Genomic DNA, 25,606 nt, shown 5'->3' with positions numbered 1-25,606 from the left:
GGTATCCGCGTTCGTATACCGGGGACATCCACTAGCCGGGAGTCCCCATGTTCCATCTCGCCCCACTGCGCTTACTGCTGCCCGCCGCCGTGTTGCTGTTGAGCGCCTGCAGCAGCCCCGGCGTCACACACTACCGTGACCGCACCCCGGCGCTGATCCCCGAGCAGTTTTTCAGCGGCCCGCTGACCGCCCACGGCATCGTCAAGAATCGCAGCGGAGAAGTAACCCGCACCTTCAACGCAACGATACAGGGCCGGTGGCAAAATGGCCGCGGCGCGCTGGCCGAACACTTTGTCTTCAATGACGGCGAGACCCAGGAGCGCACCTGGCACTTGATTCCCAACGGCATCGATCCCGAGACGGGCGCAAAAACCTATACCGCCCGTGCCGGCGACGTCATCGGCGATGGGCGGGTGCGCGTGGCCGGCAATGCAATGTTTATCCGCTATACACTGGAAGTCCCCTATAACGGACGCAGCATCCGCGTGGCCGTGGACGACCGCATGTACCTGGTATCCGACCGCGTGCTGCTCAACCAATCAAAGCTGAGCAAGTGGGGGATTGATGTCGGTGAGATAGTGCTGACGATTATTCGTGGGGATTAGAGCGCTCCAAAGCCGAGTGGCCGACATAGGAAGTTATTAACGATCGCGTTATTACAGCGAGTGATCACCTAAACCTGTACTTCCCTGAGTGATTTCAAACGTTCATTCGTGCGTAAGCATCGCCTTAAATAGCTCTCCTAACGGCTCTGTCATTGCCTCCGACCTCTTTATGCAAAGAGAAATGTCACAACTTTTATGCTCACCCGCGTAACTGCGAGATGGAACATATAAAATGTCATCCCTCATCAATGAAGCGACATGAGGAAAAATACTAATTTGCGCTTGAATCGCAATGTACAAGCTCCAGGCGTTTTAGAACTCCTTTCCTTTTAAGAGACCTTTTTATAATTATATTTACGCCAACACTCTATTATAAAGGCGCGAAGAATACATATTTTTGAGTCAACTTCTACGCAAGCAATATACTATTTCTTGTAAAGATGATCTGTCTTAACCGCACCTTTTGGGAAAATTTTGCGAATACTTTGGCGCAGTAATATATCAGCCCTCAAAATCACGTCTCTGAAGTTCTGTTCTGGCCGACCACGAAATGAGGTTACATGAAACGTATCATCTGCTTTTAGCGATTGATCTGAGAAATAGTAGTTTGAAACACATGCCCGCTTTTCATCTACAACTATAGGACTCACAGAATGCCATGATGCTCCGTGGGTTGCCATCACAACCAATCGGTTAAATGTGCTATCAATAGTTATTTGTTTTTTTTGAGGGCCTTCTGGCCAAATTTCTAAGTTGCCACCAAAACATCCTTCCCAGTTAGGAGAGATATAATAGAGGAGATTTAAAACTCTCCATTTAGCTCTATCTTTTTCATGTGAATTATCTAGATGAGGGTTTAGAAAACTCCCTTTGGCCATAAGCGATATCCCACCAGCGTATAAGTACTTGTCAGGATAAAGACTTTCTATTCCGCATATATCTTGTATAAACGATACTATTCGAGCATCCTGAAAAGCATAAATACATTCTTCCAGGATTGGATCATATTGATCCATCTGAGCTGCAATATATTTGTATTCGCGTAAACTTTTACGCATTTTCATTGAATCAGGAGAAGGGAATGAATTGTAAATTTTTTTGGCCAATTCATCAGGAAGCAGATTATCTATGTAAAAGTAACCAATTTTTGCCGAAGAATTTTTATATAGTTCGCCTATAGAATTCTTTTCTTTGTCCAGCTTATTTAATATCAATTCAGCAATTTCTTCTCTTTTCATATAGATCCCCCAATTAATTCCGTTTTTTGTATAGCGCCACGAGCAGCGGCGCCTGACTCTGAACACTTTATGCACAACAATAGGAGCGAAGCGCCCTGAGCACAAAGTGAGTGAGGTAAGCTATCCAGTGGAGACCCCCAGGCTCGGAAAGAAATCTCTCATCATGTTCAGATGCTACTCAACTAGGATAGGCCCACCTTTAAATGTTGCACAAAATGCCTCTATGCCTACCCAACAATCAGGTTCAAATGAGATCTTGATAGTAGGGTTATTGCTTAACTCGATCTTGAGAGACTCATCCCGAGCGAAGGTCGCTACCAAAACTTTACTATTTATGCGCTCACCTCACTCACGGGTTACCTCCGCTGGGTTGAACGCAATATGAGCGTCGCTGTCAAATTCAACCCCGGAAGACTCTTTACCGAGATCAAAGCTATTTAGCTCTGCACCTTCAAGCTTATCTAAAGGCTACATTGATCTGCTACCACTTTCGTGGACACTTTATGCCGCCAGTTTTTCATACTCTGACGGCGACTGATAGCCGAGACTGGAGTGAAGCCGCTCTCGGTTATAGAACTCGATGTATTCGATGATGTGCGCTACCGCTTCGATCTCATTGTCAAAAGTGCGCTGATGAGCCAGCTCCGTCTTCATACTATGGAAGAAGGATTCAACAACCGCGTTGTCTAGCGGGTTTCCTTTACGACTCATACTCCGAGTCATACCCGCGGACTCAACTAGCTCCCGATACTCATGTGCCGCATATTCAATTCCCTGATCTGAATGGAATATACACCCCGATTGCGGTTGCTGGCGCGCTAGCGCCATTTTGAGTGCGCTTTTGGTCAACTCACTATTTCGCTTTCGGCCAAATGACCAGCCAATCACCGACCGAGTATATAGGTCGATTACCACGGCATGGTATAACCACCCAGCTCCGGTCTTTATATAAGTGAAGTCACCAGCCCACTGGGTACCTGCTGATTCTGCAGGGCCTTCTGTGCCAACCAGTTGCAGAGTAAAACTCATGCTTCCCAGGATTCCAGGTATAAAGCCCTCTAGTAGAAGCTTGTATTCCAGCGGACTTCATTAACTGAGATACACGCCTTACGCTACAGGACAAGCCATTTCGCTTCAGTTGCCGATGCACCCGGCGCGCCCCATAAGCACGCTTAAAACCTTGGTGAAGTTCAACAATGGCATCGGTGAGATGACGATCATATCTTCGCCGCTCACTCTCCTCTCGATTGCGCCACGCGTAAAAGCCACTCTTTGACACACCCAGCAAGCTGCAAAGCCTCCTGACGTCACGAACTTAGCGGTTCTTCTCAACGAGCTCAAACAGCTTTACTTTTCCGCTGGAAGAACCGCTCGGCCTTTTTTAGTAGGTCGATCTCATCGTTACGATTGACCAGCTCGCGCTCTAACTTCTTGATCTTCTTTTCTGCGGCTGCGAGCTTGTCTTCGGCCTCCCGTACAGGATCCGCGCGATCAGGACGCCGTTTGGGAGACGGCTTGGTTGGCTTCATATGCTTGTTTTCCTTCAGCTCCCCACGGCGGTGCTCCATCTGCCACCGATACAGCATCACCGGATGTATACCGAGGGATTCTGCCACATCCTTTGACCTAACGTCAGGATGATTGGCTAATTTAACGACTTGAAGCTTGTAAGCCAAGGTGTAACGGTCGTAGCCTCTATTTTTTGTTTGCCCCATTCTGGACCTCTTTAATGAACAGAAAATACTGTCCACAAAAGTTGTTACAGATCAGCAGTGTTGTGGCAAAGCCACGTTTTTAGCTGTCCGGCGCCGAAGGCGCGAAGTTGATTGATTTGTTAGAAGCCTTTTCGATCTCTGATTTGCACTCCTGCATTGCTTCTACGATTATTTCCCTCAAACTTAGCGGCACTCCAACTACAGGGCGCCGGTAATCCTCTCGACTTTCATAGCTTGAGGTTGAGCCTTTTCGAAATATAGATGCAGTACGGTAAATTCTAATCTCGTTTTCCGGCTCTTTTCCCCACCCATGCAGCCAGTAGATTCCTATTTCAGCTGAGGCTCTATCTGGCGCCAGAGGGCATTCAAAAGAAAACGTGAATTGCCAAACATCTCCCTCAGGGCTTCCACCGCTATAACCATTGATATCAGCGCCTAGCCTCTCAAGATCGCTGCGACACTTTCTTAATTCATTATCCAAAATTGTTTGGTGCTCCGTAGTGATCATCTTTTGCTTCTAACGCCCGCATTTGGGACCGTAGTGAAGCGCAGCGGAACGGGGTCCCAGCCCCGCAAGGGGCGACAACATGCGCTTGTTAAATGGTTCCAGACTCTCAGGTTCATGATGGATTCCATTTATTACTTTCGTATTCATAAGCCCACCAATCGGCTTCTTGGGGACCTATCTCTTTTAGTATCTCGCGGTTTCGGATAATAAGTGCAATTGGTAAGAGAGAGGCCAGCTGGTAGAGTCGGCGCTTCTCCCCGCCAAGAGAAAAGCACTGATGAGCTACAACCAGCTGACCGAGAACGAACGATACCAGATTTATAGTCTGAAGAAAGCCGGGCACTCGCAAATAGAGATTGCCGAACTTCTGGAAAGGCATCCCTCTACGATCTGTCGAGAGCTGCGTCGCAACAAAGGGCTACGAGGGTACCGGCCCGGGCAAGCTCAAAAGCTGTCGAATGTTAGACGGTATGGGGCCCACAAGGCTCGGAAGGTGACGGACGAGGTACGTGATCAGATTGAAACGCTGCTCCGGCAGGAGTTAAGCCCGCAGCAGGTAGCAGATTATCTGAAACGGTGTACGGGTATTTCCTTACATCATGAGACAATTTATCAGCTGATCTATGCCGACAAGGCTCATGGCGGCGATTTGTATACGCATCTGCGAGTAGCGTCAAAGCCCTACCGCAAGCGTTACGGCAGCAACGATCAACGCGGCAAGATCAAGAACAGAGTGAGTATTGATGAACGCCCTGAGGTTGTTGACCTGGGTAACCGAATTGGCGACTGGGAAGGCGATACAGTCATCGGCAAAGGCCGCAAAGGTGCGCTATTGACCCTGGTAGAGCGCAAATCGCTGTATACGGTCATTGTGTTGCTGACGGGCAAGAGAGCCGACTTGCTCGCCGCTGCAGCGGTTGCGCATATGGTACACCTTAAGGAGAAAGTCAAAACAATCACGTTCGACAATGGCCTTGAGTTTGCCGGTCATGAAGAGATCGCGAAAGGACTGGAGGCGGATATTTACTTTGCCCATCCCTATGCATCATGGGAGCGTGGAATCAATGAAAATACCAATGGTCTTATTCGGCAATATTTCCCGAAGGGAACGGACTTCAGTACGGTATCGGATGAGCAGGTTCAGTTTGTCATGGACCGCCTGAACAGCAGACCAAGAGCGACCAGGGGTGGACGATCGCCAAATGAGCTATTTATGGGGCGGCGGGACGATTTGCTCGCTGCATGAAGAAATTGCAGTTATTACTTGAAACCGCGTCTCAATTCGAAGATTGCTTTCATCAGGTATATACTTCTTTGCCGCCTCCTTTGCTTCTTCGAATGTCGAATGGAAGGTGACCAAATCACCCGCATAGAGCTTGTAGAAATCTATATTCATGCTTGCCATTTAACGGCCACAGCACGGGCGGCCGAAGCGCAGCGTAGGCCGTCCCGCGGAGGACCGCAGGGCCGTAGCAGCGTGCCTGTGATTGTTATGTTTATTGCGCATACTCTGTAATATTTACATTCGCACCGCTGATGTTTATCTGAATTTTCGTCTCAGGGAAAAGCCAAATTACAGAATTTTCCTTCTGCGCATTTAATTCGAAATCTCCGTAAATCGCTGTATTTTTCTCATCGCTTGTATATATTTGGCCTTCCACTTTTATATCTGACTTGCAAACTTTCTCACAAGACTGTGGCGCCCACTCAACTCGCCAATACCGTTCAAGAGGCACTTCATACGACGCTTCCCTTTCCAGACTGAGCTTGACCTTACCTAGATTTTGGCCAGATACAAAGTACTTGTTAAAGCCGTTTCTATTCCCGTTTTCGATAATGGACTTACACTCAGACTTCCAATTTTCACCGATTGTGTTGTCTAGATTGATGGTGGCTTCTTCGTTACCTTGGTTTGCGGAACGACAATACCAGTAATTGGAACGCTCCTTGCTGAACCTCGGACTAGACCAATGACCATACTGAAATCCAAGTGAAGACTGAGCACTCGAATCCCCAGCTATTGCCTTTCTCAATATTTCAGAAAAACTATCGTAGGCCTGTGATATAACCGAAATTGATGTTATGAATATTAAAATAATTATTCGAAGCATAAATTTCCCATAAAACATAGCGCCCTCAGCAGGGGCGGCCGAAGCGTAGCGTAGGCCGTCCCGCACAGGCCCCACTAGGGGCCGGCGCAAACTGCCTGTGATTGTTATGTGTTTCGCCGCTTAATTTCCTCAAAGCACCCTTCGCAGATTGGCATAATCTGTGCAAACTTTTCCGAGATGTCGTTCCAGCCTCCCTGCTCGATAGCAACTGCTTCACATTCAGCGCACCATGCATTTTTAAATGGCCACTCAGAATCGGGGACATCTTCGGGCTCGAAGAAGCCAACATCTCGACCATACTGTAGATGCTTGCAAATGAAGGCAGGAGGTTTTATGCCGTGCCTAGCACACTCCATTTTAGAATTCTTGTTTAGGGTGTTACCCATAGCCCCTCATGACACATAACGCTTTTGTTTAGCGGCGCCCCGACAGGGGCGTCCGGTGGAGGCCGCAGGCCGGAACAAATTACAACAACTTGTTAAATGCTTATGCACGGGCACCTGTTGAATACAGGTGATTGACACAGTAAGCACTGCCTTTTACTTGCTTGAGATTGCAGCCTGACCACATACATGGATCATTGGTTAAGCCGCCCCGATTCTCTACCATTTTTGATTTAATCGGTGACTCAGCATCAAATGACTCCCAGCTATCTGCTGAGGAGAGCTTTACCGCATAGCAAGTCTGGTATTTATCCCACTCGTCTACTTTGTAGTGCTGGCCACAATCAGGGCATTGCATCAGCAAGACCCAGTTCCCAACAGCGAGCTGGTTCAACTTTGGTTTGAACTTGGAATGACAGTCGCTTAAATCTATTAATGCTGGCTGTTCGCTACAGTTGCACATAATTCTTTGAGGTATTTAACGCCCACAGCAGGGGCGGCCGAAGCTTAGCGTAGGCCGTCCCTCCCAGACCCCGCAGGGAACTGGGACTTGCTGCCTGTGATTGTTAAGCATTAAACGTTCTCCGCTCTTCACTGAAGCCCATTCCCTTGCCGCTTTGAGTACAGCCTGGAAATACCCATCCGCGAATAAATATCTCTCTATACTCATTTGCCAATGGTTGTGACATACCACTGTATTGAAAAGCTACTTTAGTTGGATGGCCCCCATCAAGACGCACATTAAATGTGAATTCAATGCTGCAGTGATCGCACCTCAGGTAAATCGGCTCAAAGACAGCTATGGGGAGTAGCTGCCCCGAATTATCCCTTTGCTCCTCGCCACACTCTTGAACTTGAACAATCTCTCTATCTAGAGGGATTGTGCTCGCCATCAGTAGGCTTGGAATGAAGACGAATATCAGTGGTAAGAATTTCATCGCTAATGATGCTTAACGCCCACAGCACGGGCGGCTGGAGCGCAGCGTAGGCCGTCCCGCGGAGGCCCGCAGGGCCGTGCAGCGTTCCTGTGATTGTTAACTGGACTCACGATGCGCAACCTCAATAACTATAGGGGCATCATGACCGAACTCATCTTCCGCCAATACTGTATTGGCACAACCCAATTTTTTTATTGATCGATCACTTGAATACACTAAATATGCCGTTTTCGCTTTAAGATCTATGCCCTCAACGTCAATTTGCATTTTCTGACCCGCTATCAGGTTTCCTCTAAAAACTTCAAGAACCACTAATTTTCCGCTTTTTGGATCTTCTAGAGTTTTAACAACGGCTATTTGGCTGGCAGTTTGAGATTGCTTCAAGTGAAACTTATCTGTGTATGTTTCACAAGAATTTGCCACGCTAGAGATTAATAGTAGGAATGTAGCTGCGACTTTCTTCATGGGATCTACAGTTAACGCCCGCAGCAGGGGCGACCAATGCTGTGCACATATTGTGCTAAAAAGGGAGCGCAGCGACCAGCACAATATGTGCACAGCGTTGGGCGTCCCGCGGAGGCCCGAAGGGCCGGAGCAAACTGCCTGCGATTGTTATACCTTTCCTGAGAACCAGCCCTTGGCATGCTCCAAGGCGTTCTTTAGAAAGGCGCTAGCATCTTCATTGAGAGTAGGAAGCAATACTGCACCAACAATCACGAGCATCCATATTGCTAACCTGCCCGAAATAGCACCTAATATGCCATTTCGAATAACCTCGAAAATGCTAGGTTTGCCTATTTTATCGTATGGGGTAGATAGAAATTCATGAAGTTTCAACCCCTCCTTCGTCGGCTTTAAATTGATAAAGTTTGAACCTCTAGGCCCTCGCTCAACCTCATCTCCTTCTATTTCTTTATTTGAAATTAGAGATATGAGAGAGAGATAAGTCTGAAATTTTTCTCCATCATTTGTCCCTCGGCGAATCTGCTCCACTTGGAAATCATGAGTTCTCGTGATTTCTCCGCACTTCACCTTTTTAAAAATTTCGTGAGACATTAAATTCTCTCAGCAAGATCGAGGTATAACAGTTCATTCTTAGGCATGGTTATATATGGACATATGGGTGTATATAACCATGTATATCCAGATATAACCATAAATGGCCATATCCGGCCATGCTACAACTCAATACTGACACCTATATCTGTGCACTTTTCAATCAACCCATCCACAATCCGGTGGGCGAGGCCCAGGGTGCAGGCGGTGTCTTGTCGCATTACCCATGCCTGGCCAGCCCTGCTCCACCGGCCACCCGATTGCTTGATTAACTTCTGCATAGCACTCTCCTCGCGCCCCACGCACAGTGCTATCGCCTCGCTCTTGCGATAGGCATTGACTGCCGCGAGGGACATGCCCGGTTTTGGCTTTTCACGCTCATCGACAACGAGCTCTACAGTGGTGAGGACTTTATTGCCGCATGGCGAGCAGCGGTAGCGCACGGCACACAGGCGCCGGCCGAAGCGATGTTCGAATCGGCGTGCGCCGGGTTGGCCGGGGCGGATTGTTTTGAGTACGTGCATGTTCCCCTCCCTGGGCTATGCATACGATGTTTTAGAGTCCGAGCTTGGACCAGATTTCGTCCACCTTTTTAACCACCGCTTCGTCGCGTTCGATCGGCCTGCCCCACTCGCGGCTGGTTTCCCCCGGCCATTTGTTCGTGGCATCGAAGCCGATCTTGGAGCCGAGACCGGAAACCGGGGAGGCGAAGTCGAGATAATCGATGGGCGTGTTTTCCACCATCACCGTATCGCGCGCCGGATCCATGCGTGTGGTCATGGCCCAGATCACATCTTTCCAGTCGCGCGCGTTGACGTCGTCGTCGGTGACGATAACAAACTTGGTGTACATAAACTGGCGCAGGAAAGACCACACGCCCATCATCACGCGCTTGGCGTGCCCCGGGTACTGCTTCTTCATGGTCACTACCGCCAGGCGGTAGGAGCAACCCTCCGGCGGCAGGTAGAAGTCGGTGATCTCCGGAAACTGCTTGCGCAGAATCGGAACGAACACTTCGTTCAGCGCTTCGCCGAGCACGGCCGGCTCATCCGGCGGACGACCGGTGTAGGTGCTGTGGTAGATGGGTTGCTTGCGGTGGGTGATCTTTTCCACAGTGAAGACCGGGAAGCGCTCCACTTCGTTGTAGTAGCCGGTGTGGTCGCCGTAGGGACCTTCGTCGGCGGTGTCGTCGGGATAAATGAATCCCTCCAGCACATATTCGGCGCTGGCCGGCACCTGCAGGTCGCTCAGGGTGGCATTCGCCACTTCGGTCTTGTCGCCACGCAGCAGGCCGGCAAAGGCGTATTCGGACAGGGTGTCCGGCACCGGGGTAACGGCGCCAAGGATGGTGGCGGGGTCGGCGCCGAGTGCCACGGCCACCGGGTAGGGTTGGCCCGGGTTCTGCCGGCACCATTCGCGGAAATCCAGCGCGCCACCGCGGTGCGACAACCAGCGCATGATCAGGCGGTTCTTGCCGATCAGCTGCATGCGGTAGATACCCAGGTTCTGGCGCTTCTTCTCCGGTCCGCGGGTGATCACCAACGGCCAGGTGACCAGCGGCGCGGCGTCGCCGGGCCAGCAGGTCTGGATGGGCAGCTTGTGCAAGTCCACCTCATCACCACTCAGCTGGACCTGCTGGCAGGCGGCCTTGCTGACCACCTTGGGGCCCATGTTGAGTACCTGCTTGAACACCGGTAGTTTTTCCCAGGCGTCGCGCAGGTTCTCCGGCGGCTGCGGCTCCTTGAGAAAGGCGAGCAGCTCGCCTACTTCACGCAACTCGGCAACGCTCTCGCGCCCCATGCCCAGGGCAACCCGCTCGGGTGTACCGAACAGGTTGGCGAGCACCGGCACATCGAATCCTTTAGGATTTTCGAATAGCAATGCGGGGCCACCGGCACGCAGGACGCGGTCGGCAATTTCCGTCATTTCCAGGTTGGGGTCGACTGGATGCTGGATGCGCTTCAGCAGGCCGCGCTTTTCCAGCAGCTTGATAAAGTCGCGCAGGTCTTTGTATTTCATGCAGTTCCCGGCCGTTGGCAAATAGTTGCCAGTGTAAAACAGCGGGGACAAAATAGGGAATGGCGCCCTCGGACAAGGGTGCAGAAAGGGAGAGGAGGATTGAAACAACCCGCACAAGCGTGCGGGATGTTAAAATACTTAAGCTGCTATTTTAAAGCGATAGCGGCTTAGAAGCGGGGACGACGCGGACGATCTTCGCGCGGCTTGGCTTCGTTAACACGGATGTTACGGCCAGACAGCGGCTGATCATTCATTTCTTCGATCGCCTTGCGCGCTTCGTCGTCGTTCGGCATTTCTACGAAACCGAAGCCCTTAGAACGGCCAGTCTCACGGTCAGTAATTACGGTAGCCCGAGAGATTTCTCCGAATGCACCAAAAGCTTCGTGCAGGTCATCAGAGGTAACGCCGTAGGCCAGATTTCCAATATAGATATTCACAAAAAGTTCTCACTAGATATGTGGGCTGTCGTGCAAGTCACAAATGGATAACCAGCTCCACCAGATCATCCATCTGAGATTGGCCCCTGGCACCAAATCGCAAAGATTCGGATTGGGCCAATTCTGTCGGGCGTTGTGTATATCCAGCGCCACAATGGGCCTCTTTATATGCCTAACGCTGCCCCTTTTCAACCGGATTCGGCGCAAATAATCGCCTTATTTCAAATCCGCTAGAAATCCGGCGCCATATTCAAGCGCCGGTTATAAACATAGATTATTTCCGTTTCATGGACAGGAAGAATTCGTCGTTGCTCTTGAAGTCCTTGAGCTTGTCGATCAGGAATTCAGTGGCCGCCAGATCTTCCATATCATGCAGCAGCTTGCGCAGGATCCACACGCGCTGCAGCTCGCCTTCCGGCATCAGCAACTCTTCGCGGCGGGTACCGGAGCGGCGCACGTTGATGGCCGGGTAGACGCGCTTCTCGGCAATCTTGCGGTCCAGCTGCAGCTCCATGTTACCGGTGCCCTTGAACTCTTCGAAGATCACTTCGTCCATCTTCGAGCCGGTGTCTACCAGCGCGGTGGCGATGATGGAGAGGCTGCCGCCCTCCTCGATGTTGCGCGCGGCACCGAAGAAACGCTTGGGGCGCTCCAGGGCGTGGGCATCGACACCACCGGTCAGCACCTTGCCCGAACTCGGTACGGTCGTGTTGTAGGCGCGCGCCAGACGGGTGATGGAATCCAGCAGGATCACCACGTCTTTCTTGTGCTCCACCAGGCGCTTGGCCTTCTCGATCACCATCTCCGCTACCTGCACATGGCGCGCCGGCGGCTCGTCGAAGGTGGAGGCCACCACTTCGCCGCGCACGGAACGCTGCATCTCGGTAACTTCCTCCGGGCGCTCGTCGATCAGCAGTACGATCAGGTGGCACTCCGGATTGTTGCGGGTAATGGCCTGGGCCATGTTCTGCAACATGATGGTCTTACCGGCTTTGGGCGGCGCCACGATCAGGCCACGCTGACCCTTGCCGATCGGGGCAACCAGATCGATGATGCGGCCGATCAGGTCCTCGGAGGATCCGTTGCCACATTCCAGCGTCAGGCGTTTATTGGGGAAGAGCGGGGTGAGGTTTTCGAACAGAATCTTGTTGCGCGCGTTTTCGGGCTTGTCGAAGTTGATTTCGCTGACCTTGAGCAGGGCAAAGTAGCGTTCCCCTTCCTTCGGCGGGCGAATCTTGCCCGCAATGGAGTCGCCGGTGCGCAGGTTGAAACGGCGAATCTGACTGGGTGAGACATAGATGTCATCCGGGCCCGCCAGGTAAGACGAATCGGCGGAGCGCAAAAAACCGAAACCGTCTTGAAGAATTTCCAGCACGCCGTCGCCGTAAATATCCTCACCGCTTTTGGCGTGGCGCTTGAGGATATTGAAAATAATGTCCTGCTTGCGCGAACGGGCCAGATTTTCCAGGCCCATGCCTTTGGCGATTTCGATCAGTTCTTCAATAGGTTTGGTTTTTAATTCAGAAAGATTCATACCAATTGCTTTATTAAGGTTTCTGTTGTCAGTTGGCGCGGACGCACCGGAATATTGGGGAGGGGTTTGAATTTGAACAATTGCTCGCTGTTACCCACATCGCGCGGTGTCATCTCTGGTCGGCAACGACATACTCCGGGAACTCACACTCTGCTCCGACTCACGATGGGGCTGAGCAGCATTAGCTAAGGAAAGTTCAACTCGAGGAGTTAGCGCGCCGGGGGTGGTCTACGACCGTGCGGAGGGGCGACTTCGTTCAGCTCGGTCCGGGAATATAATCTCGACTCGTCTGAATGGTTTAAAGATTACTGGGCAGTATAACGGCTGATTCCCATACTGCAAAGGGAATTTGCCCCTTTGCAGTATGGCGGCGGCCTTACAGCTGGCTGTCGATGAACTCGCTCAGCTGGGCGCGGGACAGAGCGCCAACCTTGGTGCCTTCCACATTGCCGCCCTTGAACAGCAGCAGGGTGGGAATGCCGCGCACGTTGTACTTGGCCGGGGATTCCTTGTTGGCATCCACGTCCACCTTGACGATCTTCAGTTTGTCACCGTAGTGACCGGCCAGGTCTTCCAGCACCGGCGCGATCATCTTGCACGGGCCGCACCACTGGGCCCAGAAGTCTACCAGTACCGGGCCCTCGGCCTTGAGTACTTCGGCTTCGAATTCGGCGTCGGTTACATTGACGATTGCGCTCATATTGCTTTCCTGTTCTCTGGTTACTCGTGGCGGCCATCTGGCCACTTGCCCTGCGAATGACTGGTTGGCGACATGATAAGGACTGCCGACCAACCGCCGCAAGGCGTTTCCCGCTAGATGGGGGTTGGGCGCGACACTTTCAAGGCTGCTCCAGGAAGCGCTGCAATATCTCGTCCAGGTAGTCGAAACCGAACGCGCTGGCGGCGATGCGCCGCTCCAGCGACTGTACCAGCTCCATCGCCTGCAGCGCCGGCCACTCCCGCTCCAGCTCCGCCAGCGGCAGGCCGGTATAGCGGCCGAAGGAGTCCACCGGCACCCCGTCCACCAGCCGCAGCGCATTCATCAGAAATTCCAACGGCAACTCTTCCGGCGCCACAACATCTGTGTGCGGCGGCGCCAGCTCGCTGTGGATAAGTTCGCCCGCACCGGATTGGGCGCCCGCGGCGGTCGCGCCTGCAGCCATGCCAGGCAGATAATGTCGCGGCGCGCGGGTACGACGGCTGCGCAGGATGTGCCCGGTTTCCGGCAGCGTCACCTTGCCGTGCGCACCGGCACCAATTCCCAGATAGTCACCAAACGACCAGTAATTGATGTTGTGGCGGGATTCGCGCCCGGCCGGACTGTACGCCGACACCTCGTAGCGGGAGTAGCCCTGCGCCGCCAGGTAGTTGCGGCCGCTGGCCTGCATGCGCGCCACCAGCGCCGATCCGGGCGTGACCGGTGGCGCGCTGTAGAAGGCGGTGTTGGGTTCAATGGTGAGCTGGTACCAGGAGATATGCTCCGGGCCCAGCGCCACGGCGCGTTGCAGGTCTGCCAGCGCCTCGGCTTCGCTCTGATCCGGCAGGCCGTGCATCAGGTCCAGGTTGATATTGTCGAAACCCGCGCGGCGTGCCATCTGCAGTGCGCCGGCGGCCTCCTCGCCAGAATGGATGCGGCCCAGGTTGGCGAGCTGGCGCGGATCGAAGCTCTGTACACCGATCGATAGCCGGTTGACGCCGGCGGCGCGGTAACCGGCGAACTTGTCCTGCTCGAAGGTACCGGGATTGGCCTCCAGGGTGATCTCTATGTCCGGGGCGAAGCCCACCAGCTGTTCCGCGGCCTGCAGAATGGCGCCGATTGCCGCCGGGGAAAACAGGCTGGGCGTGCCGCCGCCGAAGAAGATCGTGCTGAACCGACGGCCCTGCACCCACGGCAGCTGGCTGCGCAGGTCCCGCTGCAGCTGTGCCACATATTCGGCCTCCGGCAGGCCGTACTCGGCGCCGGGCCCCAGCGATTCGTGCGATTCCGCCGCGGACACAGCGCCCGCGGCTGCATGGGAGTTAGCGCCCGCGGCTGCATGGGAATTAAAGTCGCAGTAAGGGCATTTGCGCACGCACCAGGGGATATGCACATAGAGGCCCAGCGGCGGCAATTGCAGTGGTACCGAATCGCTCAAGCGCCCTGCCCCTGCATCTGCTCGCGCCACATGGCGCTGAACAGGCGCACTGCCTGACCGCGGTGACTGATACGGTTCTTTACTTCGCGCGGCAACTGCGCGGAGGTCATACCTTCGGACTCGACAAAGAACAGCGGATCGTAGCCGAATCCCTGTTCGCCGGCCGGCGCACGCAATATGCGCCCGCCCCAGCGGGCGCTGCATACTAGCGGCACCGGATCGTCCGCGCTGCGCACAAAGGCCAGCGCGCAGTGAAAGCTGGCGCCGCGCCGGCCGTCTTCCACGTCGCTGAGCGCTTCGAGCAGCTTGCGGTTGTTGTCCGCATCGCCGGCACCGGGGCCGGCGTAACGGGCGGAGTAGATGCCCGGTGCGCCGCCGAGGGCATCCACCGCCAGGCCGGAGTCGTCCGCCAGCGCCGGCAGGCCACTGATGCGGCTGGCGTGGCGGGCCTTGAGCAGGGCATTTTCGATAAAACTGAGGCCGGTTTCGTCCGCTTCCGGCACCGCGAATTCAGACTGCGGTAGCACATCGATATCCCAGCTGGCGAACAGCTGTGAAAACTCTCTCAGCTTGCCGGCGTTTCCGCTGGCCAGTACGATTTTTCTCAACATATCTCAACAGTGAAGGGGCGGAGACCGACGGCACAACTACAAAGCCTCGTCTTGCAGGTGCCCGCGCGTCCCGCCGGGGGATGAAGGCGCCGCGCACACGGTCGGCGCCGGGGATCAGGTGGAGTGCTGCGGCGCAGCACCCGACAAGGCAACGCGAAAGCGCGCCGCCAGCGCTATTGCTTTTCCAGCTTGCGGCGGAAGCTCACCTGCTCGGTTTCGCCGTTGGGCAGCTTCACATCGATGGTAAACGTCATCGTTTCTTCGTGGTTGAAGCGCAGCGGCGCCAGGTAATACACCGCCTCGCCCTCCTTGATCTCCATAAACTTCAGCGGTCGCGACTGCTGAATCAGGTTGGTGGCGTTGCCGCTCATCTCCGCGGCCAGGCCGTGGGTGCCGCCCACCTTCTCGACCACCGAGACGTTGACGAAGACGCGATCTTTGCCGCGCACCAGCTGGTACTGCTCGGCGATTTCCGGCTTGATGAATTCGCTGTTGAACACCGAGTAGATCACCCGGTAGTCACCGAAATCCTGGTGACTCTTGATCACCCGGGCCTCCGGCTGAGCGGCGCTGTTGGCGGCCCAGAACAGCAGCGCCAGTGCCGCCGCTGCGGCGAGTATGCGTTTCACAGTTCACCTCCTCCTGGTTGTCACCGGCTCCGCCACCGGTCCGCGGACAACGTCCGCAGAACCGCGCCAGCGCCCGGCCAGGCGCCAGACGTCGACGGGCGAAACCCGACTTTTCCATCACGGAAAAACCGGGCACTTGCAATGAGTTTAGCGAGTCAGGTGGTAAATCGCCGTTTCGCCGAACAGGTTGGGAATAAAATCCTTCAGCGCGGCGCTGAAGCGCGACTCCGAAACCACCTGGCGGTGCAGGATACGCCAATTGTTCTCCCGACACAGCACCTCGAAGTCGCGGAAAGTACAAAAGTGAATGTTGGGTGTGTCGTACCATTCATAGGGTAATAAGTCGGACACTGGCATGCGCCCGGAAATCGCCAGGTGCCAGCGCGCCTTCCACTGGCCGAAATTGGGGAAGGAGATGATGCACTCGCGCCCCACCCGTAACATCTCCCGCACCACCAGGTGCGGCTGGCGCAGCGTCTGTAGCGCCTGGGTCATCAGCACGGTATCGAAGCTGTCGTCGGCAAAGTTGCCAAGCCCCTGGTCCAGGTTCTGTTCCACCACGTTGACACCGCGCTGCAGGCAGCGCTCGATTTCCTGCGGATCGATTTCCAGGCCGTAGCCGCTGACCTGTTTGTGCCGACCGAGCTGCTCCAGCAGATAGCCATCACCGCAGCCCAAATCCAGTACGCGCGTGCGCGGCGCAACCCAGTTCTGGATGATATCGAGATCGATACGCATCAGCTTTTCTCCCGTGCCAGTTCCGCCGCAACCCCGTTCATATAGGTGCCGAACACCCGCTCGTAGCGCGGATTGGGCAGCAGGAAAGCATCGTGCCCCATGGGCGATTCGATCTCGGCGTAGCTCACCGGCACGTTGGCGTGCATCAATGCGTCGACAACCTCCCGCGAGCGATCCGGCGCGAAGCGCCAGTCGGAGGTAAAAGAGACCAGCAGGAATTTGCAGCGGGCGTGGCCAAAGGCCGCTACCGGGTCATCGCCGTATTCCCGCGCCAGATCGAAGTAATCCAGCGCGCGGGTCATCAGGATGTAGGTATTGGGGTCGAAGGTGCCGGAAAACTTGTCGCCCTGGTAACGCAGGTAGCTCTGCACCTCGAACTCCACCGCCTCCTCGGCGCCGAGACTGAAAGAGCCGGAGCGCAGCTCACGGCCAAATTTGCGCCCCAGACCGTCGTCGGACAGGTAGGTGATATGGCCAATCATGCGTGCCACGGCGAGGCCGCGGCGCGGCAGCTGGTCCAGTTCCAGGTAGCGGCCACCGCTGAAGTCCGGATCGGAGGTGATGGCCTGGCGCGCGGTCTCGTTGAAGGCAATATTCTGCGCCGACAGTTTCATCGCCGAGGCGATCACCACGCAGTGACGCAGGCGCTCGGGATACTCCAGCGACCAGCGCATCGCCTGCATCCCTCCGAGGCTGCCGCCGACCACCGCGGCCCACTGCTCGATGCCGAGCAGGTCAGCAAGGCGCGCCTGGCTGTGCACCCAGTCGCGCACCCGCAGCAGGGGGAAATCCGGCCCCCAGGGGCGGCCGCTGTCGGGGTTAGTCGAAGCCGGGCCAGTGGAGCCGTGGCAGCCGCCGAGGTTGTTCAGCGACACGACGAAAAACCGGTCGGTATCGATCGGCTTGCCCGGGCCGATGTAGTGATCCCACCAGCCGGGGCGCTTGTCGTCTTCGCTGTGATAACCGGCGGCGTGGTGATGCCCGGACAGCGCGTGGCAGATCAGCACCGCATTGCTTTTATCGGCATCCAGCTGGCCGTAGGTCTCGTAGACCAGCGTGTACTCCCGCAGCGTGCGGCCACAGGCCAGCTCCAGCGGTTCGGTAAAGGTGTGGCTCTGCGGCGCGACAACTCCCAGCGAAGCGGGGTTGTCGATGGCAGAGAGAGCGTTTTCCATGGACAAGGCGATCAAGGTTTCGGGATCTGGAGTGGGCGACGAGGCAGTTTACGGGACAGGGGCGCAGCAAGACAACTCGGCCGCCGGCGGGCGCGTGCCCGCCGGCGGCCGTGCACTGCGCAGAGGCGTCAGCTGCTCGCCGGCGCCTTCAGCGGGGTCACATTGCTGGCCTGCGGTGCCGGCGCCAGCGGTTGTGGTGCGGCACTGCTCTGGCGCAGGAACTCCTCGAGGGAGGCGAGCGCATTGTCATTGCGCAATATCTCCTCTTCCAGCGCACGCAGGTCGGTGCGCTTGGTCTGGGTTTTCTGCTTCAGCTCGGTGAGCTTGATCATATGGCGGTTGAGCAGGTGCTTCTGGTACTGCACGTGCTGCTTGAGCGGCTCCAGCGCCTGCTCGGTCCAGCCGTCCGCGGCAGAGATCAGCTGGCTGTAGAGACGCCCCACCTCGCTGGCCAGCGTGGCCAGAAAGCGCTCGGTGAGTCGGTTGCGGCGCGCCAGTAACAATTGCGGCGAACGGCGCAGCTGTGCCGCCTGGCGGTGCAGGCCGCGCAGGGCGATGCGGAAGCTGTGGATATTGAGGTGCTGCTCGTAGGTTTCCAGGTTCTTCAGCGACGAGCGCTCGAAGATCGCATCCACCAGTCGGTTGGCCTGGGTAACTTCCCGCTGCAGGTTATCCATCTGCTGATCCACCCCTTCCATAAAAGAGTCGATCGCCTTCGCCAGCCCCAGCGGGGTCCAGCGCTCGTGCAGGGCGCGGCTGGTATCGTCAATCAGCTGCTGCAGCTGCTGGCTGGAGACGGGGGCCAGCAGCGAGGCGCGCTGGCGCGCCAGGGTGCGCTGGCTGGATTTCAGCGTCAGCAGCTCCTGGTGGCAGACCTTGTGCTGTTCGCGCGCGGTCTGCTGCAGCTGGGCCAGTTCGGCCAGCTGTTCGTCGCTGGTAGCGGTATTGCGCTGCAGGTGGGTGAGCGCGGCGCGGCCGCTGTTGAGGCGGCGCTTGAGCAGGTCGCGGGTATCCGCCATCAGCGTCAGCGCCTGGTGCAGCGAGCGGTGCTCGGCCACCTTCTGGCGATGCTCCATCAGCCGCTGTACCAGTAGCTTTTCGAACTCACCGAAACGGCTCTGCGCGAGCATTTGCGGATCCTGCTGCTGGCGCGCCAGCAGGGCCTTCTTGGCCGATACCCCGACGACACTCTCCTGGGGCAGCTCCAGCAGTTTCGCCACCTGGGCGCGCATCTGCCGTACCAGCAGCTCGGCGTCCTCGTCCGGGTCGTCCCACATGGCATCGATCTTGTTCAGCAGTGCCATCACTGCGGTACCGCGGTGCTCGCGCAGGGGTACCAGGTGGGTTTCCCACATATTCAGGTCGGTACCGCTGACGCCGGCATCGGCGGCCAGCAGGAAGGCCACGGCCTGGGCGCTGGGCAGCGTGGACAGCGTCAGTTCCGGTTCGTTGCCGAGCGCGTTGAGCCCCGGGGTGTCGATGATGCGCAGCCCCTGGGCCAGCAGCGGGTGCGGCAGGCAGATCAGCGCGTAGCGCCAGGCGGGGATCTGCACCAGGTTGCCCTTGCCGTCGAGGTGGCGGCGGTCAAAGCCGTAGCGCGCCGCCTCGTCCGGCGTCACCGCCTTGCTGGCGGCCACCTTCAGCAGTGCCTCGCGCGTAGCTTCGGCGTCGTTGGCGTTGAACTCGTGGGTGACCCACTTCTGCGGAATGCGGCGAAAGCTTTCCAGACTGGTATTGGTGCCCAGGGTCTCGATCGGCAACAGGCGCAGGCTGGCGCTCTCGCTGCCGTCGCTGAAGATTTCCGTCGGGCACATGGTGGTGCGCCCCGGCTTCGACGGCAGCAGCCGCTTGCCATAGGTGTGCGACAGCAGGGCGTTGATCAGTTCGGTCTTGCCACGGGAGAACTCGCCCACCAGCGCCAGCGTGAACTGGTCTTCGGCCAGCAGCGCGCGCGCCTGTTGTACCACCTGGCGGGCGCCGGCGGAATTGGGGAAATGTTCCTGGAGCCAGCCGTTGAAGGTGGCGAACTGCAGATCCAGTGCTTTTTTCCAGCGGTCGTAGTCGGCGATATGCTGGCGCAAGATTGCATCTTCCATGTTTTGGGTTCTTGTTATTACTGCATGCGAATTTAGCCGGCCATTCTCGGCCAAGATGGGGCATTATAGAAGGGCTGGACCGCACAAAGTGCGACCCAGTCCGCGGGAAGAGAGGGAATCAGAAGCCCGGAATATGCCAGAACAGCTGGTAGACGAACTGCGGCATATTCGCCATCTGCGCAAAGCCGAACAACAGCTTGTCGGCCACCGTCAGCAGGATGAAGACGAAAATCGGGCTGATGTCGATCATGCCCAGCGGCGGGATCAGCCGGCGCACCGGCGCACAGAAGGGCTCCAGCAGCTGGCGCAGCAGCATCAGTGCCGGATGGCCGCTCTGCGGCGCGATCCAGCTGAACACGATGGAGACCAGCATCCCCACGAATACGATCGCCAGCACCGTCATGGTACAACCGATCAGCGACCACAGCAGTGCACTGAGGGGATTGATCAGGCCGACGCCCGCCAGCAACCCGCAACCGAGAATCATCAACCAACCCACCAGCACCGCCAGTACCAGCGATGCCATGTCCACACCGAACATGCCCGGCACCACCTTGCGCAGCGGCAGCAGCGGCGCATTGGTCACCTTGACGATGCCCTGGGAAATGGGATTGTAGAAGTCCGCCCGCGCCAGCTGCAGCAGAAAGCGCATCAGCACCGCGAACAGGTAGAGGATGCCGATCGTGGCCAGGAGAAAGACGCCGATATTACTGAAGGTGTTGACCATTCCCATTCCTTTAATGGTTTGCCGGAGTTTTCAGCGGCACGGGCAGGTGCCGCCGCTGGCCACAGGCCAGATAGAGCGGCCGGACAATCAGTTGTCCAGCTCTCGCGCCATTTCCGCCGCGCGCGCGGCGCAATCGCCCATCGCCTGCGCCACCAGCTGCGGCAGGCCGCCGCTCTGGAAGCGCTGCACGGCGCGTTCGGTGGTGCCGTTCGGGGACATTACGTTGCGCTTCAGCTGGGCCACATCCACGTCGCTCGCTGCCGCCAGTTTCGCTGCCCCCAGAGCGGTTTGCAAGGTGAGCCGCTCGGCATCGTCGCGGGCCATACCGGCCTTCTCCGCCGCGTCGATCATCGACTCCATAAACTGGAAATAATAGGCCGGACCGGAGCCGGACACGGCGATCACCTGATCGATCCCGGACTCCTCGCCCACCCAGTAGGCGATGCCCACCGCCTCGGCCATCTGTGTGGCGATCTGCCGCTGCGCCTCGGTGACGCCGTCCCCGGCGTAGAGACCGGTCACCCCGGTGCCCACCAGCGCCGGGGTATTGGGCATGGCGCGCACAATCGGCACCCCGGCCCCCAGCCAGCGCTGGTAGGCCGCCAGTGGAATACCCGCGGCCAGCGTTATGACCAGGGGTTTGCGACCGCTCACTTGCGCTTCCAGTACCGGGGCGATGGAAGCGCACAGTTCCTTCATCATCTGCGGCTTCACCGACAGCACCAGCACCTCGGCCTCGGCCACCGCCGCGGCGTTATCGGTGCTTACCTGCACACCGGTGCGTGCAGCAAAGTCCGCCAGTTTCTGTTCATTGCGGCCGGTGGCGACAATCTGCGCCGCCGGGTAGCCGCTGGCCACCAGGCCACCGATCACTGCGCCGGCCATATTGCCGGCACCACCGATAAAGACCATCTTGGGTTCAGACATCGATTACTCCTGCTGTCTCGTTTCAGGCGGCGGAATTTTCGCGGCGAAAACCCGCCGCCGGGGGCGTTTACTGGCGTGCGCCGAAAATATCGGTACCGATGCGCACGATGGTCGCACCACCGGCGATGGCTGCCGCCATATCGGCGGACATACCCATCGACAGGGTATCCAGCGGCTGCTCCGGCAGCTGCTCGCGCAGATCCTGTAACAGGGCCGCCATGCGCTCGAACGGCTGGCACTGCAGCGCCGGATCCGGCCGCGGCGCCGGAATCGCCATCAGGCCGCGCAGGCGCAGGTTCGGCAGCGCGGCTACCGCCTGCGCCAGTGCGGCGACTTCCGCCGGCGGCGCGCCAGACTTGCTCTGCTCGGCGTCGATATTGACCTGCAGGCAGATATTCAGCGGCGCCAGCCCGGCCGGGCGCTGCGCCGACAGGCGCTGGGCAATTTTCAACCGGTCGACGCTGTGCATCCAGTCGAAGTGCTCGGCCACCGCGCGGGTCTTGTTCGACTGCAACGGGCCGATGAAATGCCACACAATCGGCAGGTCTGACAGCTGGGCCTGCTTCTCCAGCGCCTCCTGCAGGTAATTTTCGCCAAAGTCCCGCTGGCCGGCGGCGCAGGCGACACGCAGATCCCCGGCCGGGCGGGTCTTGGAAACTGCCAGCAATGTCACCGACTGCGGATCGCGCCCGCTCTCGGCACAGGCTGTGACGATCCGCTCACGAACACGATTGAGGTTTTCGGTGATGTCCTCTTTGCGCATATACTAGCTCGATACCAGAAAGGGGCAGATTCTACGCAAAACCCCCCACTTCCATAAGGTAGAGAGAACAATAAGGTAGCAGTATGGACATCACAGAACTCCTCGCCTTCAGCGCCAAGCAGAACGCCTCCGACCTCCATCTGTCCGCGGGCCTGCCTCCGATGATCCGCGTCGATGGCGATGTGCGTCGCATCAACCTGCCACCGATGGAGCACAAGCAGGTGCACGGTCTGATCTACGAGATCATGAACGACAAGCAGCGCAAGGATTACGAGGAGTTCCTGGAGACCGACTTCTCCTTCGAGGTGCCCGGCGTGGCGCGCTTCCGGGTCAACGCCTTCAACCACAACCGCGGTGCCGGCGCCGTGTTCCGGACCATTCCGTCCAAGGTACTGACGATGGAAGACCTGGGGATGGGCCAGGTGTTCAAGCAGATCTCTGACACCCCACGCGGCCTGGTACTGGTGACCGGCCCTACCGGTTCCGGTAAGTCCACCACCCTGGCGGCGATGATGGACTACATCAACGACAACAAGTACGAGCACATCCTCACCATCGAGGACCCGATCGAATTCGTACACGAATCCAAGAAGTGCCTGGTCAACCAGCGCGAGGTGCACCGCGACACCCACGGCTTCGCCGAAGCCCTGCGCTCGGCACTGCGGGAAGACCCGGACATCATTCTGGTGGGCGAATTGCGCGACCTGGAAACCATCCGCCTGGCACTGACTGCCGCGGAAACCGGCCACCTGGTGTTCGGCACCCTGCACACCACCTCCGCCGCCAAGACCATCGACCGGGTCGTGGACGTGTTCCCGGCGCAAGAGAAATCCATGGTGCGCTCGATGCTGTCGGAATCACTGCAGGCGGTGGTATCCCAGACCCTGATGAAGAAAAACGGCGGCGGCCGTGTGGCCGCGCACGAGATCATGCGCGGCACCTCGGCCATCCGCAACCTGATCCGTGAGGACAAGGTGGCGCAGATGTACTCCGCCATCCAGACCGGTGCCAGCGTCGGCATGCAGACCATGGACCAATGCCTGCAGGATCTGGTGGAACGACGCATCATCACCCGCGAAGTCGCGCGCGAGAAAGCCAAGATGCCGGAGAGCTTCTAACCTGCTGTTGGAAGGATTCCTTCGTGAATAATTTCAACATCGCTGGCGTCGCACCGGTTCAAGAAGCGACAACGTAAAAATCGAAGGCCGGGCAACTGGCCGCCTCCGAACTTCCTGAAAAACGGTTCGGAAGAACCCAATAAAACGCGAAAGAACAGCGGTAACAACCATGGAAATCGAAAGACTCCTGCAGCTCGTCGTCGAGAAAGGCGCATCCGACCTCTTTATCACTGCCGGCGTACCACCGTCGATCAAGGTCCACGGCAGGGTGGTGCCAGTCAGCAGCAGTGCGCTGACGCCGGAGAAAGCTCGCGAGCTGGTCGTCGGCGTCATGAACGAGAAACAGCGACGCGAATTCGCCGACAAGAAGGAGTTGAACTTCGCCATCGCGGTGCGCAACGTGGGCCGCTTCCGGGTCTCGGCGTTCTTCCAGCGCAACCTGGTGGGCATGGTGCTGCGCCGCATCGAGACCAAGATCCCAACCATTGACGGCCTCGGCCTGCCAGAGCAGCTCAAAGAGCTGGCGATGACCAAGCGCGGGCTGATCATTTTCGTCGGCGCCACCGGCACGGGTAAATCCACCTCGCTGGCGTCGATCATCGGCCACCGCAACGAGAACTCCAAGGGCCATATCATCTCGATCGAGGACCCGATCGAATTTGTGCACCAGCACCGCGGCTGTATCGTCACCCAGCGCGAGGTGGGGCTGGATACCGAGTCCTTCGAGGTCGCACTGAAAAACACCCTGCGCCAGGCACCGGACGTGATCCTGATCGGTGAGGTGCGCTCCCGCGAAACGATGGACCACGCCATCGCCTTCGCCGAAACCGGCCACCTGTGCCTGTGTACCCTGCACGCCAACAATGCCAACCAGGCGCTGGACCGCATCATCCACTTCTTCCCGGCGGACCGCCACGAGCAGCTGTGGATGGACCTGTCGCTGAACCTGAAAGCGATGGTCGCCCAGCAGCTGGTGCCGACCCCGGACGGCGACGGCCGCCGCGCCTGTCTGGAGATCATGATCAACACCCCGCTGATGTCGGACCTGATCCGCAAGGGCGAGGTGCACAAGATGAAGGAGCTGATGACGCGCTCCGTCGAACAGGGCATGCAGACGTTCGACCAGGCCCTGTACGAACTCTACGATCGCGGCGAGATCACTTACGAGGATGCCCTCGCCCACGCCGATTCCGCCAACGATCTGCGCCTGCTGATCAAACTCAAGTCCGAGGCCGACGCCGAGTACCTGAACGAAGCCGCCGGCGGGCTCAGCCTGCAGGGGGATTCCGAAGGCGGCGATGGCGGGCCGCAACTGTACTGACCCCCCATCCGGCGCCGCCGCGGTAATAGCCGGCGGCGCTGCTCTTTCCGGTTGCTAGCCATGCAAAAAATTGCCCTGATTACCGGCGCCAGTCGCGGCATCGGCGCGGCCACCGCGCAGCTGCTGGCCGCGCGCGGCTACGATCTCTGCATCAGTTACCGCGAGCGCGCGGAAACCGCCGAAAAGCTCGCGGCCCAGTTGCGCGCATTGGGCGGCAGGGCAATTGCCGCACGCGCAGATATCTCGCGGGAAGCCGACGTGGAGCAGCTGTTCCGCACCGTCGACGAACAACTCGGGCCGCTCACCGCCCTGGTCAACAACGCCGGCATACTGCTGCCGCAGACCCGCGCCGAAAACATGACCGCCGCGCGCATCAATACAATCCTGCACACCAATGTCACCGGCACCCTGCTCTGCTGCCGCGAGGCGATCCGGCGCATGTCGACGGCGCGCGGCGGCAACGGTGGCGCCATCGTCAATGTCTCCTCGATGGCCGCGCGCAGCGGCTCGCCGGACGAATATATCGACTACGCGGCCAGCAAGGGCGCGGTGGACTCGATGACGGTTGGCCTGGCAAAAGAACTCGCCGGCGCGGGCATCCGCGTCAACGGCGTGCGCCCCGGCCCGACGCACACGGAAATGCACGTGGACGGCGGCGAGCCGGATCGCATCGAGCGGGTCCGGGCGAGAATCCCGCTCGGCCGCGGCGCCGAACCAGCGGAGGTGGCCACCGCCATCGGCTGGCTGCTCGGCGATGACGCCACCTACGTGACCGGCGCCTTTATCGATGTCAGCGGCGGCGCCTGAGGCTCCCCCGGACCG

At 57.6% G+C, this 25,606-nt stretch carries 26 protein-coding genes; 5 read left to right on the top strand and 21 right to left on the bottom strand.

What is annotated here, in order from left to right; all coding sequences use genetic code 11:
* The first annotated feature begins 47 nt into the window (after positions 1-47).
* Positions 48-605, top strand: a complete 558-nt coding sequence (locus tag ABDK11_RS01165; protein WP_346838492.1) for a DUF3833 domain-containing protein — start codon at positions 48-50, stop codon at positions 603-605.
* Between the two features lie 425 nt (positions 606-1,030).
* On the opposite strand, the gene ABDK11_RS01160 is transcribed toward ABDK11_RS01165, so the two are convergent.
* The 4 genes from ABDK11_RS01160 to ABDK11_RS01145 all read right to left on the bottom strand — a co-directional run bounded on the left by ABDK11_RS01160 (position 1,031) and on the right by ABDK11_RS01145 (position 4,066).
* Positions 1,031-1,843, bottom strand: coding sequence for a 2OG-Fe(II) oxygenase (locus tag ABDK11_RS01160; RefSeq protein WP_346838491.1), 813 nt, complete (start codon positions 1,841-1,843; stop codon positions 1,031-1,033).
* A 501-nt stretch (positions 1,844-2,344) separates the two neighbouring features.
* Positions 2,345-2,872, bottom strand: a complete 528-nt coding sequence (locus tag ABDK11_RS01155; RefSeq protein WP_346838490.1) for an IS3 family transposase — start codon at positions 2,870-2,872, stop codon at positions 2,345-2,347.
* Between the two features lie 308 nt (positions 2,873-3,180).
* Entirely contained in the window at positions 3,181-3,558 is a 378-nt protein-coding gene (locus tag ABDK11_RS01150) for a transposase (RefSeq protein WP_346838489.1), read from the bottom strand.
* Positions 3,559-3,637: 79 nt separating this feature from the next.
* Positions 3,638-4,066, bottom strand: a complete 429-nt coding sequence (locus ABDK11_RS01145) for a hypothetical protein (RefSeq protein WP_346838488.1) — start codon at positions 4,064-4,066, stop codon at positions 3,638-3,640.
* 277 nt (positions 4,067-4,343) lie between these two features.
* Between ABDK11_RS01145 and ABDK11_RS01140 the strand changes: the two genes are divergently transcribed.
* The gene (locus ABDK11_RS01140; RefSeq protein WP_346836609.1) at positions 4,344-5,312 is read left to right on the top strand and encodes an IS30 family transposase; all 969 of its coding nucleotides are present in this window, start codon (positions 4,344-4,346) and stop codon (positions 5,310-5,312) included.
* A 250-nt stretch (positions 5,313-5,562) separates the two neighbouring features.
* On the opposite strand, the gene ABDK11_RS01135 is transcribed toward ABDK11_RS01140, so the two are convergent.
* The 17 genes from ABDK11_RS01135 to ABDK11_RS01055 form a co-directional block, all read right to left on the bottom strand.
* Positions 5,563-6,177 carry a hypothetical protein gene (locus ABDK11_RS01135; protein ID WP_346838487.1) on the bottom strand — a complete coding sequence of 205 codons (615 nt, stop codon included), beginning with the start codon at positions 6,175-6,177 and terminating at the stop codon, positions 5,563-5,565.
* Positions 6,178-7,594: 1,417 nt separating this feature from the next.
* Entirely contained in the window at positions 7,595-7,963 is a 369-nt protein-coding gene (locus ABDK11_RS01130; protein WP_346838486.1) for a hypothetical protein, read from the bottom strand.
* A gap of 147 nt (positions 7,964-8,110) precedes the next feature.
* Positions 8,111-8,554 carry a hypothetical protein gene (locus tag ABDK11_RS01125; protein ID WP_346838485.1) on the bottom strand — a complete coding sequence of 148 codons (444 nt, stop codon included), beginning with the start codon at positions 8,552-8,554 and terminating at the stop codon, positions 8,111-8,113.
* 122 nt (positions 8,555-8,676) lie between these two features.
* Entirely contained in the window at positions 8,677-9,078 is a 402-nt protein-coding gene (locus ABDK11_RS01120; RefSeq protein WP_346838484.1) for a hypothetical protein, read from the bottom strand.
* A gap of 31 nt (positions 9,079-9,109) precedes the next feature.
* On the bottom strand, positions 9,110-10,573 hold the full coding sequence (gene ubiD / locus ABDK11_RS01115; protein ID WP_346838483.1) for a 4-hydroxy-3-polyprenylbenzoate decarboxylase: 1,464 nt from the start codon (positions 10,571-10,573) through the stop codon (positions 9,110-9,112).
* 167 nt (positions 10,574-10,740) lie between these two features.
* Positions 10,741-11,010 carry an RNA-binding protein gene (locus tag ABDK11_RS01110; protein ID WP_193190170.1) on the bottom strand — a complete coding sequence of 90 codons (270 nt, stop codon included), beginning with the start codon at positions 11,008-11,010 and terminating at the stop codon, positions 10,741-10,743.
* A 274-nt stretch (positions 11,011-11,284) separates the two neighbouring features.
* The gene (gene rho, locus ABDK11_RS01105; protein WP_346838482.1) at positions 11,285-12,544 is read right to left on the bottom strand and encodes a transcription termination factor Rho; all 1,260 of its coding nucleotides are present in this window, start codon (positions 12,542-12,544) and stop codon (positions 11,285-11,287) included.
* A 376-nt stretch (positions 12,545-12,920) separates the two neighbouring features.
* Positions 12,921-13,244, bottom strand: a complete 324-nt coding sequence (gene trxA / locus ABDK11_RS01100; RefSeq protein WP_346838481.1) for a thioredoxin TrxA — start codon at positions 13,242-13,244, stop codon at positions 12,921-12,923.
* A 139-nt stretch (positions 13,245-13,383) separates the two neighbouring features.
* Entirely contained in the window at positions 13,384-14,679 is a 1,296-nt protein-coding gene (gene hemW / locus ABDK11_RS01095; RefSeq protein WP_346838480.1) for a radical SAM family heme chaperone HemW, read from the bottom strand.
* The gene (rdgB, locus tag ABDK11_RS01090; RefSeq protein WP_346838479.1) at positions 14,676-15,290 is read right to left on the bottom strand and encodes an RdgB/HAM1 family non-canonical purine NTP pyrophosphatase; all 615 of its coding nucleotides are present in this window, start codon (positions 15,288-15,290) and stop codon (positions 14,676-14,678) included. Before rdgB ends, hemW begins: the two co-directional genes overlap by 4 nt.
* 173 nt (positions 15,291-15,463) lie before the next feature.
* Positions 15,464-15,919: a DUF4426 domain-containing protein gene (locus ABDK11_RS01085; RefSeq protein WP_346838478.1), complete on the bottom strand. Its 456-nt coding sequence runs from the start codon at positions 15,917-15,919 to the stop codon at positions 15,464-15,466.
* A 147-nt stretch (positions 15,920-16,066) separates the two neighbouring features.
* Positions 16,067-16,657: a methionine biosynthesis protein MetW gene (metW, locus tag ABDK11_RS01080; protein ID WP_346838477.1), complete on the bottom strand. Its 591-nt coding sequence runs from the start codon at positions 16,655-16,657 to the stop codon at positions 16,067-16,069.
* Positions 16,657-17,832 (bottom strand): homoserine O-acetyltransferase, encoded by a 1,176-nt coding sequence (locus ABDK11_RS01075; RefSeq protein WP_346838476.1) that lies wholly within the window; start codon positions 17,830-17,832, stop codon positions 16,657-16,659. Before ABDK11_RS01075 ends, metW begins: the two co-directional genes overlap by 1 nt.
* Positions 17,833-17,960: 128 nt before the next feature.
* Complete coding sequence (locus ABDK11_RS01070; protein ID WP_346838475.1) at positions 17,961-19,928, bottom strand: dynamin family protein; 1,968 nt, start codon at positions 19,926-19,928, stop codon at positions 17,961-17,963.
* Positions 19,929-20,046: 118 nt separating this feature from the next.
* Complete coding sequence (locus ABDK11_RS01065) at positions 20,047-20,655, bottom strand: YggT family protein (RefSeq protein WP_346838474.1); 609 nt, start codon at positions 20,653-20,655, stop codon at positions 20,047-20,049.
* A gap of 87 nt (positions 20,656-20,742) precedes the next feature.
* On the bottom strand, positions 20,743-21,582 hold the full coding sequence (gene proC / locus ABDK11_RS01060; RefSeq protein WP_346838473.1) for a pyrroline-5-carboxylate reductase: 840 nt from the start codon (positions 21,580-21,582) through the stop codon (positions 20,743-20,745).
* A 67-nt stretch (positions 21,583-21,649) separates the two neighbouring features.
* Positions 21,650-22,345, bottom strand: coding sequence for a YggS family pyridoxal phosphate-dependent enzyme (locus tag ABDK11_RS01055; RefSeq protein WP_346838472.1), 696 nt, complete (start codon positions 22,343-22,345; stop codon positions 21,650-21,652).
* A gap of 83 nt (positions 22,346-22,428) precedes the next feature.
* On the opposite strand from ABDK11_RS01055, the gene ABDK11_RS01050 reads away from it, so the two are divergent.
* The 3 genes from ABDK11_RS01050 to ABDK11_RS01040 all read left to right on the top strand — a co-directional run bounded on the left by ABDK11_RS01050 (position 22,429) and on the right by ABDK11_RS01040 (position 25,591).
* Positions 22,429-23,463: a type IV pilus twitching motility protein PilT gene (locus ABDK11_RS01050; RefSeq protein ID WP_346838471.1), complete on the top strand. Its 1,035-nt coding sequence runs from the start codon at positions 22,429-22,431 to the stop codon at positions 23,461-23,463.
* A gap of 169 nt (positions 23,464-23,632) precedes the next feature.
* Entirely contained in the window at positions 23,633-24,784 is a 1,152-nt protein-coding gene (locus ABDK11_RS01045; RefSeq protein ID WP_346838470.1) for a PilT/PilU family type 4a pilus ATPase, read from the top strand.
* A 60-nt stretch (positions 24,785-24,844) separates the two neighbouring features.
* Complete coding sequence (locus ABDK11_RS01040) at positions 24,845-25,591, top strand: SDR family oxidoreductase (protein ID WP_346838469.1); 747 nt, start codon at positions 24,845-24,847, stop codon at positions 25,589-25,591.
* Positions 25,592-25,606 lie beyond the last annotated feature (15 nt).

The sequence above is a fragment of the Microbulbifer sp. SAOS-129_SWC genome, assembly GCF_039696035.1.
Lineage (GTDB): Bacteria > Pseudomonadota > Gammaproteobacteria > Pseudomonadales > Cellvibrionaceae > Microbulbifer.
Note: the sequence above shows the minus strand (reverse complement) of the source record. Positions and strands in the feature narration are given on the sequence as shown.

What these genes read in the sequence shown, in the direction of transcription:
- ABDK11_RS01160 (WP_346838491.1), bottom strand. Translation starts at nt 1,843, where the DNA reads ATGAAAAGAGAAGAAATTGCTGAATTGATATTAAATAAGCTGGACAAA.
- ABDK11_RS01135 (WP_346838487.1), bottom strand. Translation starts at nt 6,177, where the DNA reads ATGCTTCGAATAATTATTTTAATATTCATAACATCAATTTCGGTTATA.
- ABDK11_RS01130 (WP_346838486.1), bottom strand. Translation starts at nt 7,963, where the DNA reads ATGAAGAAAGTCGCAGCTACATTCCTACTATTAATCTCTAGCGTGGCA.
- ABDK11_RS01065 (WP_346838474.1), bottom strand. Translation starts at nt 20,655, where the DNA reads ATGGTCAACACCTTCAGTAATATCGGCGTCTTTCTCCTGGCCACGATC.
- metW (WP_346838477.1), bottom strand. Translation starts at nt 16,657, where the DNA reads ATGCGTATCGATCTCGATATCATCCAGAACTGGGTTGCGCCGCGCACG.
- ABDK11_RS01145 (WP_346838488.1), bottom strand. Translation starts at nt 4,066, where the DNA reads ATGATCACTACGGAGCACCAAACAATTTTGGATAATGAATTAAGAAAG.
- ABDK11_RS01050 (WP_346838471.1), top strand. Translation starts at nt 22,429, where the DNA reads ATGGACATCACAGAACTCCTCGCCTTCAGCGCCAAGCAGAACGCCTCC.
- trxA (WP_346838481.1), bottom strand. Translation starts at nt 13,244, where the DNA reads ATGAGCGCAATCGTCAATGTAACCGACGCCGAATTCGAAGCCGAAGTA.
- ABDK11_RS01125 (WP_346838485.1), bottom strand. Translation starts at nt 8,554, where the DNA reads ATGTCTCACGAAATTTTTAAAAAGGTGAAGTGCGGAGAAATCACGAGA.
- ABDK11_RS01155 (WP_346838490.1), bottom strand. Translation starts at nt 2,872, where the DNA reads ATGAGTTTTACTCTGCAACTGGTTGGCACAGAAGGCCCTGCAGAATCA.
- ABDK11_RS01165 (WP_346838492.1), top strand. Translation starts at nt 48, where the DNA reads ATGTTCCATCTCGCCCCACTGCGCTTACTGCTGCCCGCCGCCGTGTTG.
- ABDK11_RS01120 (WP_346838484.1), bottom strand. Translation starts at nt 9,078, where the DNA reads ATGCACGTACTCAAAACAATCCGCCCCGGCCAACCCGGCGCACGCCGA.
- ABDK11_RS01040 (WP_346838469.1), top strand. Translation starts at nt 24,845, where the DNA reads ATGCAAAAAATTGCCCTGATTACCGGCGCCAGTCGCGGCATCGGCGCG.
- ABDK11_RS01140 (WP_346836609.1), top strand. Translation starts at nt 4,344, where the DNA reads ATGAGCTACAACCAGCTGACCGAGAACGAACGATACCAGATTTATAGT.
- proC (WP_346838473.1), bottom strand. Translation starts at nt 21,582, where the DNA reads ATGTCTGAACCCAAGATGGTCTTTATCGGTGGTGCCGGCAATATGGCC.
- ABDK11_RS01055 (WP_346838472.1), bottom strand. Translation starts at nt 22,345, where the DNA reads ATGCGCAAAGAGGACATCACCGAAAACCTCAATCGTGTTCGTGAGCGG.
- ABDK11_RS01045 (WP_346838470.1), top strand. Translation starts at nt 23,633, where the DNA reads ATGGAAATCGAAAGACTCCTGCAGCTCGTCGTCGAGAAAGGCGCATCC.
- ABDK11_RS01070 (WP_346838475.1), bottom strand. Translation starts at nt 19,928, where the DNA reads ATGGAAGATGCAATCTTGCGCCAGCATATCGCCGACTACGACCGCTGG.
- rdgB (WP_346838479.1), bottom strand. Translation starts at nt 15,290, where the DNA reads ATGTTGAGAAAAATCGTACTGGCCAGCGGAAACGCCGGCAAGCTGAGA.
- ABDK11_RS01075 (WP_346838476.1), bottom strand. Translation starts at nt 17,832, where the DNA reads ATGGAAAACGCTCTCTCTGCCATCGACAACCCCGCTTCGCTGGGAGTT.
- rho (WP_346838482.1), bottom strand. Translation starts at nt 12,544, where the DNA reads ATGAATCTTTCTGAATTAAAAACCAAACCTATTGAAGAACTGATCGAA.
- ABDK11_RS01150 (WP_346838489.1), bottom strand. Translation starts at nt 3,558, where the DNA reads ATGGGGCAAACAAAAAATAGAGGCTACGACCGTTACACCTTGGCTTAC.
- ubiD (WP_346838483.1), bottom strand. Translation starts at nt 10,573, where the DNA reads ATGAAATACAAAGACCTGCGCGACTTTATCAAGCTGCTGGAAAAGCGC.